Genomic DNA, 20,521 nt, shown 5'->3' with positions numbered 1-20,521 from the left:
GAGGATTCCATGCGGCGCCTATTGATTTTATTCGTTTTTCTTTTTTCCAATGTTCTGAGCCCCGCAGTGCAGGCGCAGAGCAGTGATTCTGGGCCTTTGCCCACGCAGAGGTTTGTAACCCAACCGGATACAGATCATTTCGGGGCAGATTTGCAGGCGTTGTTCGATACATCGCTGCAATCTTGCCAGCGCGCATGCGCCACACAGAGCGCCTGCGTCGGCTTTGTGTACAATGTGAAATCCAACGCCTGTTTCCCAAAATCAGAATTGCGCGACCCATCGACATTTGTTGGCGCGCTCACGGTGCGCAAACTCCAGGTAGATGCGGGACTGGCCGCTCGCGCTGCAGACCGTGCGTCGCAGCTCACTTTGCCGGGGACTGTCGATCTGGCGTCGGCGCGCAAACTCGCCAGCGAGATCGGCACACGCTATCAGTTGAGCGGTCGTGACATCGGAACGTTGATTGACGGCGCGCAACAGTTCTTTGCCGGGAATAACGCGACTATGGCTGCGCGCTGGATGGGCGAAGCCGTGGCACTGAGCGATGCGCCGGACCTCTGGGTTGAGTATGCCCGCTACGTGCGTGCGATGCCCACCGACAACGGCAGCGAAACCCGTCGCAATCTTGCAGAGTCCGTTGCTGCCGCGCTGAACGGTTATTTGCGGGCCGATGCAGCGCCGATGCAGGTGAACGCATTGATCGAGGCCGCACAATCCTTGGAAAAGCTGGGTCGCGGTCGCGATATGATTTCCGTGCTGCGACTGGCAGAGGAAATCCAGCCGCGCAAACAAATTGCTGAACTTCTGAACAATGCGGTGGCGAAATACGGCTTTCGGGTCAGTGACACGCGGGTCGAGGCCGACAGTGCTGATCCGCGCATGTGCATCGTCTTCTCCGAAGATCTGGTCAAAACGGGCGTTATCTATAGCGACTATCTGAAATCTGAGGCCGAGGGTCTTGCGGCAGAGGCATCGGGGCAGGAGCTGTGTCTGACCGGCCTGACCCATGGCCAGCATCTGCGGGTGACCTTGCGCCGGGGGCTGCCTGCAGCCAATGGCGAAACCCTGATCAAAGACGTGGAACTCAGCCACTACATCCGCGACCGCAGCCCCTCCGTGCGCTTTCCGGGTCGCGCCTATGTGCTGGCGCGCAGCGATGTGACCGCCCTGCCGGTGGAGACGGTGAATGTGGATCGGCTGGATCTGAAACTCTCCCGCATCAGCGACCGGAACCTGTTGCGCAGCATGCAGGAGGATCTCTTCGCCCGCCCGCTGAACCAATGGCAGAGCGAGAATTTCGACGCCACAGTGGCAGAGGAACTCTGGACCGGCACCGCCGAGGTGCAGCAGGAGTTGAACCGCGACATGACCACTCGGTTGCCGCTGGATGATGTGCTGGCTGATCAGCCCGTGGGCATCTATGCGCTCAGCGCCGCGGTGCCGGGGGCCGATCCCTATGACAGCCCGGCGGCGATGCAGTGGTTTGTGCTGACCGATCTGGGTCTCAGCTCCATGTCCGGGGCCGATGGGTTGCATGTGCAGGTGCAGGGGCTTTCGGACGCCAAGGCCCGCGCCGGCGTCGAGGTCGAACTGATCTCGGAGGCCAACGCGGTGATTGCCCGCAGCACCAGCGACGACACCGGCTATGCGCATTTTGCACCGGGGCTGACCCGGGGCACCGGCAGTGCTGCGCCCGCGATGCTGCTGGCCCGCGCCGGAGAGGAGGACTTTGCCTTCCTGTCGTTGCGCGATGCCGCCTTTGATCTGTCGGACCGTGGTGTCGAGGGCCGTCCCGCGCCCGGCCCGGTTGATGTCTTCCTGACCACCGACCGTGGCGCTTATCGTGCCGGTGAAACCATCAACGTCACCGCCCTGTCGCGCGATCCGCGCGCGCAGGCCATCGAAGGGCTGCCGCTGATCGCGGTGCTGAAACGCCCCGACGGTGTGGAGTATTCGCGCCATATCTCCGAAGGCGGTGATGCGGGCGGTCATGTCTATGCCCTGCCCGTGGGCGACAGCGCGCCGCGCGGCTCCTGGGCGATCGAGATCTATGCCGACCCCAAGGCGGAGCCGCTGGCACGGCAAACCGTGCTGGTCGAGGATTTCCTGCCCGAGCGTATCGACTTCGAGCAGGAGATCCGCGACGTTGCGGGCCTGCGCCCCGGCGGTCAGCTGATTGTCGATATCGACGCGCGGTTCCTGTTTGGCGCACCCGGCGCTGGCCTCAGCGTCGAGGGTGATGTCTCCCTCGCCCCGGTGCGGCAGCTGGCCGATTGGCCCGGCTATCGCTTTGGGCGCTATGACGCGGAAACCAACCGCCAGACCCGCTATTTCAGCGGCGAGGACACCGGCGCCGATGGCCAGTCCGTCGCGACTGGTGATCTGTCCGAGGTGCAGGCCGCCGGCCTGCCGCTTGAGGCTCGCCTGCGCACGCGGCTGTCGGATGGCTCCGCCCGCCCGGTCGAGCGTGAACTGACCGTGCCGGTACAGCCTGCGACCCCCGTGATCGGGATCAAGACGCAGTTTGCCGATGACGTGGTGGCCGAGGGCACCGAGGCCGGGTTCGAGCTGATCTCGCTGGCACCGGATCTCACCCCCGCGCCGATGCAGGTGCAGTGGGTGCTGAACCGGGTCGAGACGCGCTATCAGTGGTATCAGCTCTATGGTGACTGGCAGTGGGAGCCGATCACCCGCCGCACCCGCGTGGCCTCGGGCGAGGCGATGCTGGGCGGCGATCCGGTGGCAGTCACCGCGCCGGTCGACTGGGGGCGCTACGAACTGGTGGTGGAACGTGTGGATGGCGACTACGTGACCGCCGCGCAGGATTTCTACGCCGGCTGGTACGTGCCCGCCTCCGACGCGCAGACCCCGGATCGTCTGGAACTGTCACTGGATGGCGAAAGCTATACCCCCGGCGATACCGCCCGCCTGCGTATCGTGCCGCAAGCGGCGGGCACCGCGCTGATCTCCGTCATGGGCAGCGAGCTGATCCACCGGCAGGCGGTCGAGGTGACGGCGGGCGAGAACGTGATTCCGCTTGAGGTCACATCCGAGTGGGGCAGCGGCGCCTATGTGACCGCCTCTGTCGTGCAGCCCGTCGCCAGTCGGCAGGGCCGCACCCCGACCCGGGCGCTGGGCATCGCCCATGCCACGGTGACCCAGCCGGGGCAGGAGTTGGATGTCACGATCAACACCCCCGAGGTAACCCGCCCTCGCCAGACGGTCGCGGCGACCGTGACTGTCGCCGGGGCCGAGGCGGGCGAGGAGGTCTGGCTGACGCTGGCCGCCGTTGATGTCGGCATCCTCAACCTCACCGGCTTTCAGAGCCCGGATCCCGTGGGCTATTTCCACGGGCAGCGGCGATTGGGGATGGAACTGCGCGACATCTATGGCCGCCTCATCGATCCCGGCAACGGCGCGCTGGGACGTGTGCGCTCCGGCGGTGATGCCGGGCTTGGTGCGCAATTCCAGTCACCGCCGCCGACGCAGGATCTGATGTCGGTCTTCCACGGCGCGGTGCAGGTCAGGGACGATGGCAGCGTGACCCTGCCCATCGATCTGCCGGACTTCAACGGTACCGTGCGGCTGATGGCTGTGGCTTGGACTGACCGCTCGGTCGGGCAAGCGGAGGCCGACATGGTCGTGCGCGATCCGGTGGTGCTGACCGCCTCGCTGCCGCGCTTCCTGGCGCCCGGCGATCAGAGTCGCATCCGCCTCGATATCACCCACGCCGATGGGCCTGCAGGCGAGATCGGGCTGGCGGCCGAGGTGATCGGGGCCGGGCTGCAACTGGGGGCGCTGCCGCCTTCGGTGACGCTCACCGAACAGGGCCGGGTGCTGCTGGAACTGCCGGTCACGGCAGAGACCGTGGGTGATCCCGAGGTCCGTCTGAGCCTGACCACCCCCGGCGGCGAGGTGCTGGACCAGACCCTGCGTCTGCCGGTGCGCGCCAATGATCCGGAGGTCTCGGAAACCCGGCGTTTCTCACTGGCAGGCGGCGACAGCTTCCTGTTCAACGCCGATGTGTTCGCGGGTCTGCGCCCCGGCTCTGCCCGCGCAGTGATGTCGGCGGGGCCGCTGGCCAAGTTCGACGTGCCGGGGCTGTTGTCGCAGCTGGATGGCTACCCCTATGGCTGCACCGAGCAGGTGACGTCGAAGGCGCTGCCGCTGCTGTACCTGTCGTCGGTGGCCGAGGCCGCCGGTCTGGGTGATGGCCCCAAGGTGGACGCGCGCATCAACGGTGCCATCCGCAAGGTGCTGACCCGGCAGGCCGCCAATGGCGCATTTGGCCTCTGGCGCGCCGAAAGCGGCGATTTGTGGCTGGATGCCTATGCGTCTGACTTCCTCAGCCGGGCACGGGCCAAAGGCTATATGGTGCCCGATCAGGCCTTCGCCCGCGCCATGGACAATCTGCGCAACCGGCTGAACTACGCGCCGGACTTTGACAGCGGTGGCGAGGACGTGGCCTATGCGCTGCTGGTGCTGGCGCGTGAGGGCGCAGCGGCGATGGGCGATCTGCGCTATTACGCGGATACAAAAGCAGATGCTTTCTCCACCCCGATGGGCGCGGCGCAACTGGGGGCTGCACTCGCGGCCTATGGCGATCAGCGCCGGGCGGACAAGATGTTTGCCCGCGCCGCGCAGATGATCGCAGGCCAAGGCGCGGAAAAGCCCCTGTGGCGTGTCGATTACGGCACCCATCTGCGCGACTCGGCGGCTGTCTTGGCGCTCGCGGTGGAGGCCGGCAGCACGGCGGTCAATCGCGACTATCTTACAGCGCGGGTCTCAGCTGGTGATCGGCATCGTTCGACACAGGAAGCCGCGTGGAGTCTGATGGCGGCGCAGGCATTGGTGGACAATCCCGAAGACTCCGGTCTGCGGGTCAATGGCCAGCCAGTCACCGGCGCTTTTGTCGAGGTGATGCAGGGTGATAGCCCGGCGGATCTCTCGGTCACCGCGGCCTCCGGGCGCAGCACCGACATCACCCTGACCCGCATCGGCGTGCCTGTCGTGCCCCCGGCGGCGCGTGGCTACGGCTTTGCCCTGACGCGGGAGTATTACACCTTGGAAGGGGAGCCGGTGGATCTGACCTCGGTCGCGGTCGGCACCCGGCTGGTGACAGTGCTGCGGGTGCTGCCGCAAGAGGAGATCGGCGCGCGGCTGATGGTCAATGACCCGCTGCCGGCGGGGCTGGAGATCGACAATCCCAACCTGCTGCGCTCCGGCGATCTGCGCGATCTGGACTGGCTGAGCCTCTGGGACGCGGATCACGTGGAGTTCCGCTCGGATCGGTTCCTCGCGGCGGTGACTTCGCGGGGGGATGATCCGATCACGCTGGCCTATATGGTACGCGCGGTCAGCCCCGGTGACTTCCACCATCCTGCGGCTTCGGTCGAGGACATGTACCGCCCAGCCTACCGCGCCAATACGGCGGCGGGACGGCTGCAGGTGCGATGAGCCGAACTGGTTGGCTGTGTAAGCTGGGGGCACTTTTGCAGCGGCGAGAGCGCCCGGACACTGCCGTGTCCGGGCGCGACCTGACCGAACGGTCAGGAGGGGGCGCGTTGCGCCCCCTGTTTTGGATGGCAGCGCGCCTCAGAACTCCTTTGTTGGTCTTGCTCATTGCGAGTGTCCTTGCGGGAAAGGCTCTCGATCAGTGGGTTGACGCGACGGTGCTTCCGCAAACGCTTGCTGAAACCTCCGTCGAGGTGCGTGATCGCAATGGCCGTTTGTTGCGGGCTTACCCGGTTGGAAATGGGATTTGGCGCATGGCTGTGCGTGTCGAAGAGGTGGACGCCACCTATCTGAACATGCTTCGGGCCTATGAAGATAAACGGTTCGACACCCATCGCGGGGTCGACGTTCTGGCGATGCTGCGCGCGGTCGGGCAAGCCGTTCTGAATGGGCGTACCGTATCCGGGGGGTCGACCCTGACGATGCAGGTGGCACGGTTGCTGGAGGATGGCTCCACTGGGCGTTGGGCTGGAAAGCTACGTCAGATCCGGGTGGCGCTGGCGCTTGAGCGCAAGCTCTCCAAACAGGAGATTCTGAACCTCTACCTGACGCACGCGCCGTTTGGTGGCAATCTTGAAGGTGTGCGGGCGGCAAGTTTTGCGTGGTTCGGCAAGGAGCCGCGTCGTCTGACCGTCGCCGAAGCCGCGCTGCTGGTGGCATTGCCGCAATCTCCGGAAAATCGCCGACCTGACCGATCGGTAAGTGCGGCGCGCGTCGCTCGCGAACGCGTGCTGCAACGCAGCCGTGAGGCTGGGATCCTGACCTCCGAGGTGGCACAGCAGGCGGCGCAAGCACGCCTGCCGAAGGTGCGCCGCGCCTTTCCGCTGCTTGCTCCGCATTTGGGGGACCAGCTGCGGGCTGCGGCCCCGGCGACCGCGCGATTTGACACAACGCTGGACGCCGCTTTGCAGGAAAAACTGCAGGCTGTGCTGCTGCGGCGGGCGAAAGCGGCCGGGCCTCAGCTGAGCGCAGCGATGATTGTAGCGGATCATCAAAGCGGCGAAATCCTCGCCCGGATTGGTGCGCCAGATTACACCGACACAGTGCGGCGCGGGTTTGTGGATATGGTGAGTGCGGTGCGCTCTCCCGGCTCTACGCTGAAACCGCTGGTGTATGGCCTCGCCTTTGACGAAGGACTGGTGCATCCCGACACGCTGATCCGCGATGCCCCTGTGTCCTTTGGTGGCTATGCGCCGCAGAATTTTGATGGGGCTTTTCGAGGCGACGTGCGCGTGCGCGATGCGTTGCAAATGTCGCTCAATACCCCTGTGGTCACCCTGACGGAGGCGATTGGTCCCTCGCGGTTGATGGCAGGGATGCGTCAGGCTGGGATGCGCCCGCAACTGCCCGGTGGCAAAGCGGGGCTGGCGGTGAGCCTCGGCGGAGTTGGCGTGAGCCTGCAAGATCTGGTGCAGCTTTATGCGGTATTGGCCGCGGGAGGCAGGGGGGTGCAGTTAACGGTGGAGGCTGGTGGCGAGAGTGCTGTGATCCCAAGGGTGATTTCGCCGGTCGCAGCCTGGTACCTTGAGGACATCTTGCGCGATGTGCCGGTGCCCCGTGGAGCGCGCGCTGGCGTATTGCCGTTTAAGACCGGCACCTCTTACGGTTACAGGGATGCCTGGGCCGTGGGTTGGGATGGCCAGCACGTCATCGGGGTCTGGCTTGGTCGTGCTGACGGCACGCCAGTGCCGGGAGTTTTTGGGGCAGAAGTGGCCGCACCGGTGTTGTTTGAAGCCTTTGCCGCATTGAAATCCGACCTTACGCCGCTCGCTCCTCCGCCACCGAACGCACTGGTGTTGACGACGGCACAATTGCCGCAGCCGTTGCGGCAGTTCAGGGCACGCAATGACGTGTTCTCGGATGTAGGTGAAGGTGCCCCCGAGGTGGTCTTTCCACCAACACGGGCGCGTTTGGCGCTGGTCGAGGGCCGATTGTCGCTAAAGCTGCGCGGGGGGCGGCTGCCCTTTACGGTGCTGGCGAATGGAGTGCCGGTGGCCCGGGGTCTGAGGTCCCGGGATCTCGACCTTCCGAGCCCCGGGCCGGGACACGCAACGCTTGTGGTTATTGATGCGGATGGGCAATCTGCTCGGGTGACCGTTGAGATTGAAGAGACGGGGTGATGCGCGTGTTGCAGGAGGTAAAGGGTATGATTCACAGAATGCATGGGCTGGCGGTGCTTTGTGCTTTGGCCACCCTCACAGCTGTCCCCGCCATGGCGGATTGCGCGAGCGAGGACGAGGTAAACCAATTTGCGGCTGACTATATCGCGCGAAAACCAGCCAAAGCTCTGGGCGCAAATGGCGATATGGTGGATGCACTTTGTACACAGGCGCGATTGGTGGAGGTACTGTCGGAGCACATGGGGCCAGTGATCGGCTACAAGGCCGGATTGACCAGTGCGCCCGCGCAGCAACGGTTTGGTGCGAGCGAGCCTGTGCGCGGTGTGCTTTACCGGGATATGATGCTGGAGAGCGGGGCAACGGTAGAGGTTCCGTGGGGCACGGTTCCGATGGTCGAAGCTGATCTGGTCCTGGAAATCGGTGATTCAGCTGTGAACTGGGCCACGTCCCCTCAGGAGGTGATGGAAAACATCCGCAGCGTCCGGCCATTTATCGAGTTGCCAGATCTCGCATTGGCATCGGGTGAGCCAATGACGGCGGAGACGATTACGGCAATGGGTGTCGGCGCGCGGCGCGGTGTGCTTGGTGCTGAGATACCGGTCGAGGATGTCGCCGCCCTGACCGCCGCATTGGCCGAAATGCAGGTTACTTTGCGCGATGGGGCAGGTGAGACTGTGGTATCGGCCCCGGGAACGGCTGTTTTGGGACATCCCGCGGAAACGATCCTCTGGCTCCATGAAGCAGGGGTGACATTTAAGGCCGGGGATCTGGTCTCGGTTGGATCGTTCGGTCCGTTGGTGCCGCCTTCCAAACTCAGTGGCGGAGCGCGCGTCATTTATGAAGGGCTACCGGGAGATCCGGTAGTCTCTGTCTTATTTGCACCAACCTCCTAACCCGTTGATGGTGCCTTTTGCAAAAGGTGTTTCGCATCGGGCTATGCCCGATGCGACCGGCGCCGCGCCAAAGGCGCGGCGCTCGGCCCAACTGGCCGATGGGATCGACAGATCACAAGGCTGGGCGGGAGGGCTCGCCGCTTGCCATTCTGCACAGTGCTCGCACAATAGAGTGACTTTGCTCAGGACGAGCTACGCCCTTCGCGTAGCCACGCGCCGATCAACAGCGCCCCCGCCAATAGGAGCAGTACCCAAGAGGGAAGCAACGGCGATTGAGTGACAGCAGTGGTTTCATATGCGCCGCGCGGTACGAGGCCGACCCAGCCCCTACCTGATGCAGGACGCCCCTCGCGAATGTTGCGCAAAGACGGGACGCCCGCCTCAAGCGACACGGCCCCGCCACGCATCGCGCGCACCAGTGGCTCCATTACATTGGCGGTCGCGATGGTTTGCTCAAACTCCTTTGGGGCAGCAGGGCCAAGACCGATGACTGCACGCTCCTCACCCTCTTGCAGGTGATAAAGCCCGATTTGATCGCTTTCATACCGCCCTTCCCAAAGGCCGGGCCGTACCTCGTGCAGTGTGACATCGGATGTTGTGCCATCCGGTGCGGTGACAGTCACAGCCCCCACGGTTTCGCCAAGAGTGCGACGCTCAATACGCATGCGTTGGCCTGTGGCCTCAGCCGTCAGCACCTCTTCTTCCAGTTCCGGCTCTTTCATCATCCAATGCGCCAGGCGGCGGAGCAGCTCCAATTGTGGGCCGCCGCCCTCAAAGCCGCGACTCCACAGCCAAGCGTGATCCGAGGCCAGAAGTGCAACGCGCCCCTCTTCTACCCGATCCAGGATCAACAGTGGGCGCTCGCCGATCCCGCGCATCAATGTGGTCCCGCCGGTGGTATCCAGTTCGACCTGACGCATCCAGCGGCCCCATTCCGCAGCGCCGGTCAGCTCTGCAGTGACCGGATGCTGCTGGCCGATCTCGCTGATCGTGGGACGATAGGGTTCCTCAAGCACGCGAGCCGAGGGACGTGCAGGCAGGACGTCTGCCAAAGGCGTGCGAAAGATGCTGTCAGCGCTGGCAAAATCCGGACCGGCCGCCACTAGGACCGCGCCACCGCGGCGAACGTAATTGGCGACATTCTCCAGATAGGCTGATGGCAGGATGCCGCGCCGTTTGTAGCGATCAAAGATGATGAGATCGAAATCCTCGATCTTTTCCAGAAACAGCTCGCGGGTTGGAAAGGCGATCAAAGACAGTTCATCCACTGGCACGCCATCCTGTTTTTCGGGAGGACGCAGGATAGTGAAATGCACAAGATCAACAGAGCTGTCGGACTTCAGAAGGTTGCGCCATGTGCGCCCCCCCGGATGCGGAGCACCGGATACCAGCAGCACCCGCAGCCGGTCACGCACACCGTTGATCTGCAACAGGGCGGCGTTATTGCGGGCTGTTAACTCGCCGGGGGCCTCAGGAACGCGGAACTCGATCACATTGCGTCCACCGTGGGGCAGGGTCAGCGGCAGGTCGAAATCAACTCCCACAGGCAGACGGAAATTCTGCGGCGCGCCTCCGTCGATTGCGATCTGCAGCTCGGTATATTGCACGCCCTCCGGTGCAGCGCCCTGATCTTCGACCTGTAGCGTCAGAGTGATCGGCTCTCCGATAATCCCAAAGGATGGAGCGTTTTTGACGATCAGGCGACGATCCCAGTCTCCCTTGCGGCCGGTCATCAGGAGATGCAGTGGCGCGGGGAGATCAGGCGCGCGTTCCATATCGTGGATCTGCCCGTCTGACAGCGCAATGATACCTGCAACACGTGCGCGTGGCTCGTCCGCCAATGCCCGGGTCAAAGCATCCATCAACTGGGTGCCACCATCGTCGGGGCTGTCTTCGACAGTGATCCAGCGCACTTCGGTATTGGCGCGCTCCGCCAGCGCCTCTTCAAGCTCAGCGCGCGCAGTTGCCATTTGATAGCCCCGGTCAGAGAGAGCCTGACTGGCGGTGCGATCTTCGGCAACGATGACGATATCGCTCAGGGGGGTACGATCTTCGACCTGAATGACCGGGCCGGAAAGTGCGGCCAGCAGAACCAGCGCGGCTCCAGCGCGCAACGCCCAGCCCGCGAGCCGCCGCCAGATAGCCAGCCCCAATGCCACAAAGCTCACCCCCGCCAGTGCAGCGAGCAGCGCCCAAGGCACCAGCGGGTCAAAGAGGATGGTCTGAGTCATTCGACGTGGGCTCCTTGCGCCACAGGATGAGTGATTTGCATCAGGCTACTGCCCAAGCCGGTCGAGCAGAGCAGGGACATGCACCTGATCGGATTTGTAGTTGCCGGTCAGAACATGCATCAAAAGGTTCACACCAAAGCGCCGGGCCAGCTCGCGCTGGCGTTCACCTGAAAACCCGCGCCCAACCGGATAGAGCGGGGCGTTGCGCTCATCCACGGCCCATGCCGCTGCCCAGTCATTGCCGCCGATCACCACCGGGGTTACCCCGTCGTTGAGATTGCGAAAGGGCAGTCCTTCAACTTGTTCAGCATCCGGTGGCGCGGCTTCGACCCAGATTTGCCCGCGCGGATGGCGACCGGGAAAATCCTGTAGCAAGTAGAACGCACGTGTCAGCACATGATCGGCGGGGATTGGCTCTATGGGTGGAATATCCAGCGGAAGCGCCAGTTGTTGCAGGCGCCGCGCCGCGCCGCTGCTGGCCCCGGTGACCGCTAGGTCTGCATCACGGGTATCAAAAAGGATCATACCGCCTGTGCGCAAATAGGCATTGAGCTTGCTGTAGGCCTCTGATGAGGGGAGCGGTTGCCCCTCTGTGACAGGCCAGTAGAGAAACGGAAAAAACGCCAACTCGTCGGTTTCCAGATCCACCCCGTATGGTGGCGCCGGTTCGACGGAGGTGCGCAGCGCCATCACATTGCTAAGACCACGTAACCCTTCGGCGGAAATCTGATCGACCCGCGCGTCACCTGTCAACACATAGGCCAGTGTCAATTCTGATGTGAGTTCCGTCGGGGTCGCAGCAGACGAATTGGAAGCTGTCTGAGCCTGTGCGGATTGCGGCAGTCCCGTGGTGATGCCACCCGCTATCCCCGCAGCGAGCACTAGGGCCGCCACCTTAGCAGGAGACCAGAGACCAGACACCAGAAGTGCCGCCGCAATGTCGAGTGCCAGCAGCACCAGCGCAAGGCTCAAGAGCACACCGCCGAGGGGGCGCTCCTGTGCGCCCTCATAGGTGAGCACCGGCACAGATGCGGGCCAAGTGGCGGGTCGAATTTCATCCCCCATGCGCAAGACATTGCGGGCATAGGCACCGCTGCCGCTGGTATAAAGCCCGGGCTGCAACGTGGGTCCCGAGGGGGCGTCGATCAGATCTGGCCCTGCAACACCTGCCAATGTGTCCGCGTCTGCCAGTCGACCAAAGCCATCCAAAACCTCAACGGCCTGCCATGTGGTGCCCTCCAGAGCCTCTGCCGCAGGAGGCTTTGCAGCAGAAGACACCGCGAGACGTTCCAGCATGTCGACAAACAGCCCCGAGAGCGGCAGGGTGCTCCACTCCGCATTCGCCGTGACATGGAACAGGACCACCTGTCCCTGACCCAGTGATTTGCGCGTTACCAGTGGCGTACCATCGCTCAACTCGGCCACCACGCGGCTTGCCAGTTCCGGGTCAGGTTGTGCCATGACTTGCGAGCTGACGGTAACTTCTTGCGGGATCTCCAAACCGTAAAAGGGCGAAGCTTCCGCAAATGGCGCGAGCGCCTTTGGCTGGCCCCAACTCATGGCACCGCCTATGCTGCGCCCACCAATGCGCAGGCGCACCGGCATCAGGGGTTCCTCGGTGTCGCGGGCCGTATCGCTGGCGGCCAGACGTGGCCCGGCAAACCGCAACAGCAAGCCACCCTGATCCACCCAGTCAATCAACGCCTCTTCCTGCGCAGGGGCCAGACGGGCCACATCGGCCAAAACCACCACGTCCGGGTTTGCGGGCAAAAGATCCGGCAGCGCTCCTTCGAGCAGCTCTGCCGTCGGCTCCAGCGCTTGACGCAGGTAGTGGAGCGGGGAAAGCAGTGCGAGGCCTTCATCGCTGCTCTGAGCGGAAATCAACGCGACCTCACGGCGGCGCAACCGATCATCGGTCAATGAAACCGCTCCGGCAGAGCGGGTGTTCAAAATCTCGAATCGGCTGATACGGGCACGCAACTCCATGGGCAACGCCAGCTGTGCTTCGGCGCTGTTGGAAGAGACGTCAAAGGTCATCGTGGTTGAGGCCAGCGCGCGTTCTGTACCGTTTGGGTCCGGCCCAAGGGCCTGCACGGTGACCTCTTGTTCAAGCCCGGTGCTGCTGCGCAGGGCGCGCAGAGTAATTGCACCGTCTTCGTAGGTGGCGGGCAGCAGGCCCATCACAGGCGCGCCGCTCTCGTACACTTCGATTTCGCCGCGTTCGGCAAGTGTCGCGACCAGATCGGCGCGACCTTCCATTGCCACAGCATCGCTCAACCAGAGCGTATCAAACCCGCCCTCCGCCTCGGCGATCATTTTTGCGGTGACTTGCAGTTGTTCGGGAGAGGCGACCCATGGCGCGGGCGTCATTCCCGGCAATTGGCGGCTCCAGTGACCTGCGGCGAGGAATTGCAGTGGCTCCGGCGCAGTCAGGCGCAAGAGTGCGACAGGGCGACCTGCGCGCCCGGCCTCACTTAGCTCCGCCTCGATCTGAGCGCGGTTCTGCTCCCAACGTGGCGCGCCGCCCCAGCCAGAATCCATGACGATCAACAGTGGGCCACTGCCACCATGTTCCTGTGCAGGGTTTAGCACTGGCCCCGATAGACCAAAGATGGCTGCAGCCACGGCGAGCATCCGAAGGAGCAGTAACCACCATGGGGTGCGATCCGACAGGCTCTCGTCGTCTTTGAGCCCCAACAAGAGTGTCACGGCTGGAAACGGTTGCCGTTTTGGGGCCGGAGGAATGGCCCGCAGCAACAACCACAGGATTGGCAAAACCAAGAGCCCCAGCAGCAGCCATGGGCTGGCAAAACCTATGCCGGCGATCATGGTCATTGGCGCCGCTCCAATGCGTGATAGAGCCACAGCAGACCCGATTGCGCACTATCGCCTGTGTGGTGCAGGCCCAAGGTCCAGCCTGCCGCGCGACACAATTGTTCCAACGCATCGCGCCGTTCCGCCAGTCGATCCAGATACCGATCACGCAGAGCGGATGCTTTCAATGTTTCGTGGCTGAAGCTGCTATCCGGCCCCTCGAAACGGGTGCGACCGGCGAAGGGAAACATCTCTTCAGTGGGGTCCAGAACTTGCAGAAGCACACCACGCAATCCACGGTCTGCCGCCTTGGTGAGTGCGATTTCCAACTCCTGAAAGGGGCCGAGAAAGTCTGAAATGAACAGCGCACGCGCATGCGGGATCAGCGCTCGATGCTCGGGTGGGGCATAGGCTGTGTCGTCAATGGTGGTGAAATGCTCGGCCAGCCTCAGGATCTGCATATTGCCGCGTCTCGGGGGCAGCGCACCCCCGGTCAGTCCCACGCGCTCGCCGCCGCGCACCATCAACACGGCTGAGGCCAAGGCCAACAGGCGGGCGCGGTCGACTTTTTGCGGCAATTTGGCATCCGAGGCAAAACGCATGGAGTGCCCCTGATCGACCCAGAGGTGCACGGTCTGCGCAATCTGCCATTCCCTTTCGCGCACAAACTGCTGATCGCCGCGCGCAGACCGGCGATGGTCGATCATGCGACGACTGTCGCCCTGCTGCACCGGGCGATATTGCCAGAAATCATCGCCAGCGCCGGACCTTCTGCGGCCGTGTTCCCCGAGCAAAACCGCGCCAGCCAATTGCTGCGCCTGCACCAGCAAGGGGGGCAGGACACTGGCAGCCTCTTCGGCGCGGCTGCGAATTTGACCAGCCGGACCACGGGCAGCCGTATCGCGGGAGGGGGCAGGGTGGCTCACGCGGCGGCCTCGGCTCGGATCAGGGTGGCTGCGGTCTCATCAATCAAATCCGCAAGGCTATCGCCGCGGGCGCGGGCTGCGAAATTCAGCTGCATCCGGTGGCTCAGCACCGGGCGCGCCATATCGACCACATCCTCCGGATTGGGGGCAAGGCGACCTTGCAACAATGCCCGTGCCCGCACCGCCATCATCAGGGCCTGCGCCGCTCGCGGCCCCGGTCCCCATGCCACGGTCTGGGCGACCCGTTCGCTTGCACCGGGTTCTTCGGGGCGGAAGGCGCGCACAAGATCGAGGATCACTTCAACCACCGACTCGCCAACAGGCATCCGGCGCAACAAGGTCTGAGCCGCAATCAGCTCATCTGCAGTAAAGACCTGATGCACCTCACTCTCTTCGACGCCGGTGGTGGCAATGAGGATATCGCGCTCGGTGTCCCGGTCGGGATAATGGATGTCGATTTGCATCAGGAAACGGTCAAGCTGCGCTTCTGGCAGCGGATAGGTCCCTTCCTGCTCAATCGGGTTTTGCGTTGCGAGCACATGAAATGGGGCGTCCAGCGCCCGATCTGCGCCTGCGACCGTGACGGTTTTCTCCTGCATTGCCTGCAAGAGCGCCGATTGGGTGCGGGGCGAGGCGCGGTTGATCTCATCCGCCATCAAAAGCTGGCAAAAAATCGGGCCCTGCACAAACCGAAAGGCGCGGGTGCCATCGGGCGCCGTATCCAGCACCTCAGAGCCAAGGATATCTGCAGGCATCAGGTCCGGTGTGAACTGAACCCGGTTGCCGTTCAGGCCCATGACGGTCGAGAGTGCCTCCACCAGCCGGGTTTTGCCAAGGCCGGGCAGACCGATCAACAGGCCGTGGCCACCACACAGCAAGGTCGCCAGCGTCAGATCGACGACCCGCTCTTGTCCGATGAACCGACGTGTGATCGAGGCGCGCGCCTCTTGCAGCTTGGTTTCCAGCGCTTCGATGTCGGACAACAGATCCTGTGCTTCGCTCATGACTTCCCTTTCCGTGGGCTTATATGTTCTCAGTGTATCGCGCAGAGATAGAATGGCAAAACGAATGAGTGGACAAAAAGCCGTGACACCAGATGCAAATGCCCTAGAAGCAAGCGTAAAGGCCGCAGGCAAAGGCGGATTGCCGCCGGTGCATTTGTGGAATCCACCCTACTGCGGAGATCTGGATATTTGCATCCACCGTGATGGCAGCTGGAGCTACCTTGGCTCCCCCATCAACCGGTTTGAATTGGTGAAGTTATTTTCATCGATTCTGAAGCTGGAAGGCGGAAAGTTCTATCTGGTGACACCGGTAGAGAAGGTCGGCATTACTGTCGAGGATGCGCCTTTCGTTGCGGTAGATTTTGAGGCCACTGGCGTGGGTGAGAGCCAGGTTCTCACTTTTACCACTCAGGTTGGTGATCAGACCATCGCTGGGCCGGATAACCCGGTTCGGGTCGAGCGCGATCCGGGTACTGGGGAACCTTCGCCTTACGTGCATGTACGCGCGGGGCTCGAGGCGCTCATTGATCGCAAGAGCTTTTACCGGCTTATGGAGATTGGTGAGACGCATGAGGGCTGGTTCGGCCTATGGTCTCAGGGCTGCTTCTTTCGCATCATCGAGGCGGACGCGCTGGATCTTGCCTGACGGCAAACGTTTTTGACTTGAGGCTTGTGGGCTGTGCAGATCAGCGCCACGCTCGACATAAGTGGTGATCCGGGGATCACCATTGCACTCAGAAACAGGCGCCCGCGCAATCCATTAAAATTGCACAAAATGAGGGCATTTTCATCTGTGCCGGGCGGATGCATATCAACGCATTACGAGAGCAGGTGCAGTTCAAAGTTAAATTAAAACCCGCGTACGCGCGTCACAGGTCTGTGGTATAGTGATGTGACGGGGACTGCATGCGCAGCAGGAGGTGAGAATGCCAAAGTTCGCGGCCAATCTATCCATGCTCTTTGCGGAGCTTCCTTATCTGGACCGCTTTTCGGCGGCAGCCGCCGCCGGTTTCGAGGCGGTGGAGGTGCTGTTTCCCTATGAGTTTGCGGCCAAAGAAACCCAACGTGCGCTTCTTGCCAATGGGCTGGAACTGCTGCTGATCAACGCTCCGCCGCCGAACTACACCGGCGGTGATCCCGGTTATGCAGCCGTGCCAGAACAGGCAGACCGGTTCCAGCGCGACATCCGCCGGGTGCTGCGCTATGCCGACATGCTGAAGGCCGGGCGCATCCATGTGATGGCCGGTCCGGCCAAGGGCGCGGCGGCGCGCGAGACCTTTGTGCAGAACCTGCGGGCGGCGGCGGATTCGGCGCCGCAGCAGCAGTTCACCATCGAGCCGCTGAACAGCGGTGATTTTCCGGGCTATTTCCTTGATGATTACAACCTCGCGGCGGAGATCCTCGACGAGGTCGGGCGCGAGAATGTGACCCTGCAGTTTGATGCCTACCACGCGCAGTTGATTCACGGCGATGCGCTCAAGGTCTGGGAGGCCTTTGGAGATCGCGCCACCCACGTACAGTTTGCGGCAGCACCCTCGCGCTGCGAACCGGGCAATGGGCCGCTGGATTTTGACGCGCTTTTTGCGGCCATTGATGACAGTGGCTATAGCGGTTGGGTCAGTGCGGAATACACGCCCAGCACGCCCCGTACTGAGGATAGCCTGCGGTGGATGCGGGCGTTACAGGCCGCTTAAGAGACATCTTGGACGGCTACTGAGTGCCGAGCGCGCCGCGTCTTTTGTGGCGGGGAAGCTCCCGCCCCCCGTGCGATTATCGCAGATGATCTGCGGGCGTTGGGCCCGGCGCCGCTGGCGCGGCGCAGCGCATATTGGCGCGACCGGTCACTGCAAGCAGAGAAACAGATCCAGATTGCGGCCACGGGCGCGGTCGGTTTCGGTCGAGGCATGTTCGGCGCGCTTGCCCTGACCGGCGCGACAGACGCGGTCGGCCTCCTCCCGGGCCACTTTCAGCGCCCAGTGGCGTTTGAATTTCTGTTTGGTAGCAATGGTGACGCTGTCGCCGTTATAGGCGGTGACCTGCGGGTCGATGTGATGGGCACAGGCGGTCAGCGCCGCCAGCAGTGCGGTGAAGATGATCGGTTTCAAAACGGGTCGTCCAATTGGTTTGGTCAAAAACCGGCGGCCACGTCGGGCGCCCGCCGGGAAGGGCTTTGTCAAATACCAGCCAGGGCGCGCGTTAATGCGCCTCGGCCCAGTTCTGGCCGCGACCGGCGTCCACCACCAGTTTCACGTCCATATGCACCGCCGGATCGGCAGCGCCTTCCATGATCTCGCGGGCGACCGAAATGGTTGCGTCCACGTGATCCTCCGGAACTTCAAATAGCAATTCATCGTGTACCTGCAACAGCATACGAGCCGGCAGATGCGCAATCGCATCCGGCATCCGTACCATGGCGCGGCGGATCACATCGGCGGCGGTGCCCTGAATCGGCGCGTTGATCGCTGCCCGTTTGGCAAAGCTTGCCCGCGGCCCCTTGGCGGCGATCTCCGGCGTGTGGATCTTGCGGCCAAACAGCGTCTGCACATAGCCGTGCTCCTTGGCGAAATTCACCGTGTCGTCCATATACTGACGAATGCCGGGGAAGCGCTCGAAATAGCGGTCGATGAAGCCCTGCGCCTCGCCGCGCGGGATGCGCAGGTTGCGCGCCAGGCCAAAGCCCGAGATGCCGTAGATCACCCCGAAATTGATCGCCTTGGCCTTGCGGCGGATCTCCGGAGTCATTTCCGCCAGCGGTACGTCAAAGACCTCGGAGGCGGTCATGGCGTGAATGTCGTGACCATCGGCAAAGGCCTGTTTCAGCGCGTCGATTCCCGCCACATGGGCTAGAATGCGCAGCTCAATCTGACTGTAGTCGAGCGACAGGAGCACATTGCCCTCTTCGGCGACAAAGGCCTCGCGGATGCGGCGGCCTTCTTCGCTGCGCACGGGGATGTTCTGCAGGTTGGGATCGCTCGAGGCCAGACGCCCGGTGTTCGCCCCGGTCTGCAAATACGAGGTATGCACCCGGCCCGTTTCCGGGTGGATATGTTCCTGCAAGGCGTCGGTATAGGTGGATTTCAGTTTCGACAGCTGCCGCCAGTCCAGCACACGGGCGGGCAGCTCGTGCTCGGTTGCCAGATCCTCCAGGATGTCGGCGCCGGTGGCATAGGCCCCGGTCTTGCCTTTCTTACCGCCCGGTAGGGACAGCTTGTCAAAGAGGATCTCGCCCAGCTGTTTGGGCGAGCCAACATTGAAGCTTTCGCCCGCAAGCTCGTGGATCTCGGCCTCAAGTGCTGCCATCTTTTGCGAAAACGCGTTCGACATCCGGCTCAGCGTGTCGCGGTCCACCTTGATGCCGTTCTGCTCCATCTGCGCCAGCACCGGCACCAGCGGGCGTTCCAGCGTCTCGTAGACCGTGGTCACCTGTTTCTGGTGCAATTGCGGTTTGAACTGCTGCCACAGGCGCAGGGTGATGTCGGCATCCTCGGCCGCATAGGGCGTGGCGTCCTCAATCGACACCCGGTCAAAGGTGATCGCGGATTTGCCGCTGCCCAGCAGCGATTTGATCGGGATCGGTTGGTGATCGAGGTAGCGTTCCGACAGCGTGTCCATGCCATGCCCGTGCATGCCGCCATGCAGCGCGTAGGACAACAGCATGGTGTCGTCGATGGGGACGACGTCGATGCCGTTGCGGGCAAAGATCTTGGCGTCGTATTTCATGTTTTGGCCGATCTTGAGGATGGCGTCATCCTCCAGCACCGGTTTCAGCATCTCCAGCGCCGTCTCCAGCGGCATCTGCCCCTCGGCCAGATCGTCAGAGCCAAACAGATCGTCGGAATTGCCCGCCTTATGCGTGAGCGGCACATAGCAGGCCTGCCCGGGCAACACGCAGAGGCAGATGCCGACCAGATCGGCGATCATCTCGTCAAGGCCGGTGGTCTCGGTATCCACCGCGACATAGCCGTGTTCGCGAATGAGGTCGATCCACTGTTGCAGGGTCTCGGCGTCGCGCACGGTGGTATATTCGGCACTGTCAAAGCCCGGCGCCTCGGGCAGCTCCAGCGCGGCGGCCGCGGCGGAGGGCGCTTCGGGGATGGTCGGGGCCTCGCGGCCCAGCTGGTCGGCCATCCGCTTGGACAGGGTGCGGAATTCCATCTCGGCGAGGAAACCGAGGAGCGTTTCGGCGTCCGGGTCGCGCACTTCCAGATCGTCAAGGGTGAAGTCCAGCTCCATGTCGCAGTCCAGCTGCACGAGGCGTTTGGACATTTCGATCTGTTCGCGTTTTTCAACCAGAGTCTGGCGGCGCTTGGGCTGTTTGATTTCTTCGGCGCGGTCCAGCAGATCCTCCAGCGAGCCGAACTCGTTGATCAGCAGCGCGGCGGTCTTGATGCCGATGCCGGGCGCGCCGGGCACGTTGTCGACCGAGTCGCCCGCAAGCGCCTGCACATCCACCACCCGGTCGGGGCCGACGCCGAATTTCTCGCGCACGCCATCGCTGTCGATGCGCTTGTTCTTCATCGCGTCAAGCATCTCGACCCCGTCGCCGACCAGCTGCATCAGGTCCTTGTCGGACGAGATGATGGTGACGCGCCCACCCGCTTCGCGCGCCTGACAGGCCAATGTGGCGATAATGTCATCGGCTTCGAAGCCTTCGATCTCCTTGCAGGCGATGTTGAAGGCGCGGGTGGCCTCGCGCGTCAGCGGGAACTGCGGCACCAGATCTTCGGGCGCGGGGGGGCGGTTGGCCTTGTAGAGATCGTACATGTCATTGCGGAACGACTTGCCAGAATGGTCGAAGATCACAGCAACATGGGTGGGCGCATCGGGGCCCTTGTTGTCCTCGACCTGTTTGAACAGCATGTTGCAAAACCCCGCGACCGCACCGATCGGCAGCCCGTCGGATTTGCGCGTCAGCGGTGGCAGCGCGTGGTAGGCGCGAAAGATGAAGGCGGAGCCATCAATCAGGTGGAGGTGACAGCCTTTGCCAAAATTGCTAGTGCTCATGGTGTTTGACCCCAA

11 protein-coding genes are annotated in these 20,521 nt (G+C 63.1%); 5 read left to right on the top strand and 6 right to left on the bottom strand.

The annotated features are described in order from the left end of the window. The first annotated feature begins 9 nt into the window (after positions 1–9). The 3 genes from QNI81_RS13090 (at position 10) to QNI81_RS13080 (ending at position 8,527) form a co-directional block, all read left to right on the top strand. Positions 10–5,457 (top strand): alpha-2-macroglobulin family protein, encoded by a 5,448-nt coding sequence (locus QNI81_RS13090; protein WP_283966774.1) that lies wholly within the window; start codon positions 10–12, stop codon positions 5,455–5,457. A 125-nt stretch (positions 5,458–5,582) separates the two neighbouring features. Next, positions 5,583–7,634, top strand: coding sequence for a penicillin-binding protein 1C (pbpC, locus tag QNI81_RS13085; RefSeq protein ID WP_502999498.1), 2,052 nt, complete (start codon positions 5,583–5,585; stop codon positions 7,632–7,634). Between the two features lie 26 nt (positions 7,635–7,660). Next, a complete protein-coding gene (locus tag QNI81_RS13080; RefSeq protein WP_502999496.1) occupies positions 7,661–8,527 on the top strand; it encodes a 2-keto-4-pentenoate hydratase in 867 nt (288 codons plus the stop codon). A 182-nt stretch (positions 8,528–8,709) separates the two neighbouring features. Here QNI81_RS13080 and QNI81_RS13075 read toward each other — a convergent pair whose 3' ends face one another. Genes QNI81_RS13075 through QNI81_RS13060 form a run of 4 tightly spaced genes read right to left on the bottom strand, consistent with a single transcriptional unit; the run spans position 8,710 to position 15,502 of the window. Further along, entirely contained in the window at positions 8,710–10,758 is a 2,049-nt protein-coding gene (locus QNI81_RS13075) for a hypothetical protein (RefSeq protein ID WP_283966771.1), read from the bottom strand. Positions 10,759–10,803: 45 nt separating this feature from the next. Then, the gene (locus QNI81_RS13070) at positions 10,804–13,593 is read right to left on the bottom strand and encodes a DUF4159 domain-containing protein (RefSeq protein WP_283966770.1); all 2,790 of its coding nucleotides are present in this window, start codon (positions 13,591–13,593) and stop codon (positions 10,804–10,806) included. Next, entirely contained in the window at positions 13,590–14,498 is a 909-nt protein-coding gene (locus tag QNI81_RS13065) for a DUF58 domain-containing protein (protein ID WP_283966769.1), read from the bottom strand. The genes QNI81_RS13070 and QNI81_RS13065 overlap by 4 nt, the downstream gene beginning before the upstream one ends. Beyond that, complete coding sequence (locus QNI81_RS13060) at positions 14,495–15,502, bottom strand: AAA family ATPase (RefSeq protein ID WP_065325343.1); 1,008 nt, start codon at positions 15,500–15,502, stop codon at positions 14,495–14,497. The genes QNI81_RS13065 and QNI81_RS13060 overlap by 4 nt, the downstream gene beginning before the upstream one ends. Positions 15,503–15,566: 64 nt before the next feature. Between QNI81_RS13060 and QNI81_RS13055 the strand changes: the two genes are divergently transcribed. Together QNI81_RS13055 and QNI81_RS13050 are read left to right on the top strand one after the other, a co-directional pair. Further along, positions 15,567–16,148 carry a DUF1285 domain-containing protein gene (locus QNI81_RS13055; protein WP_283966768.1) on the top strand — a complete coding sequence of 194 codons (582 nt, stop codon included), beginning with the start codon at positions 15,567–15,569 and terminating at the stop codon, positions 16,146–16,148. Positions 16,149–16,428: 280 nt separating this feature from the next. Further along, positions 16,429–17,196 (top strand): hydroxypyruvate isomerase family protein, encoded by a 768-nt coding sequence (locus tag QNI81_RS13050; RefSeq protein ID WP_283966767.1) that lies wholly within the window; start codon positions 16,429–16,431, stop codon positions 17,194–17,196. Between the two features lie 147 nt (positions 17,197–17,343). Here QNI81_RS13050 and QNI81_RS13045 read toward each other — a convergent pair whose 3' ends face one another. Both QNI81_RS13045 and polA read right to left on the bottom strand, forming a co-directional pair. Continuing rightward, positions 17,344–17,607 (bottom strand): hypothetical protein, encoded by a 264-nt coding sequence (locus QNI81_RS13045; protein ID WP_283966766.1) that lies wholly within the window; start codon positions 17,605–17,607, stop codon positions 17,344–17,346. A gap of 91 nt (positions 17,608–17,698) precedes the next feature. Further along, on the bottom strand, positions 17,699–20,506 hold the full coding sequence (gene polA, locus QNI81_RS13040; RefSeq protein ID WP_283966765.1) for a DNA polymerase I: 2,808 nt from the start codon (positions 20,504–20,506) through the stop codon (positions 17,699–17,701). Between the last annotated feature and the right edge of the window lie 15 nt (positions 20,507–20,521).

It is taken from the genome of Tritonibacter sp. AK171 (genome assembly GCF_030127025.1).
In the GTDB taxonomy this organism is placed as follows: domain Bacteria; phylum Pseudomonadota; class Alphaproteobacteria; order Rhodobacterales; family Rhodobacteraceae; genus Epibacterium; species Epibacterium mobile.
Note: the sequence above shows the minus strand (reverse complement) of the source record. Positions and strands in the feature narration are given on the sequence as shown.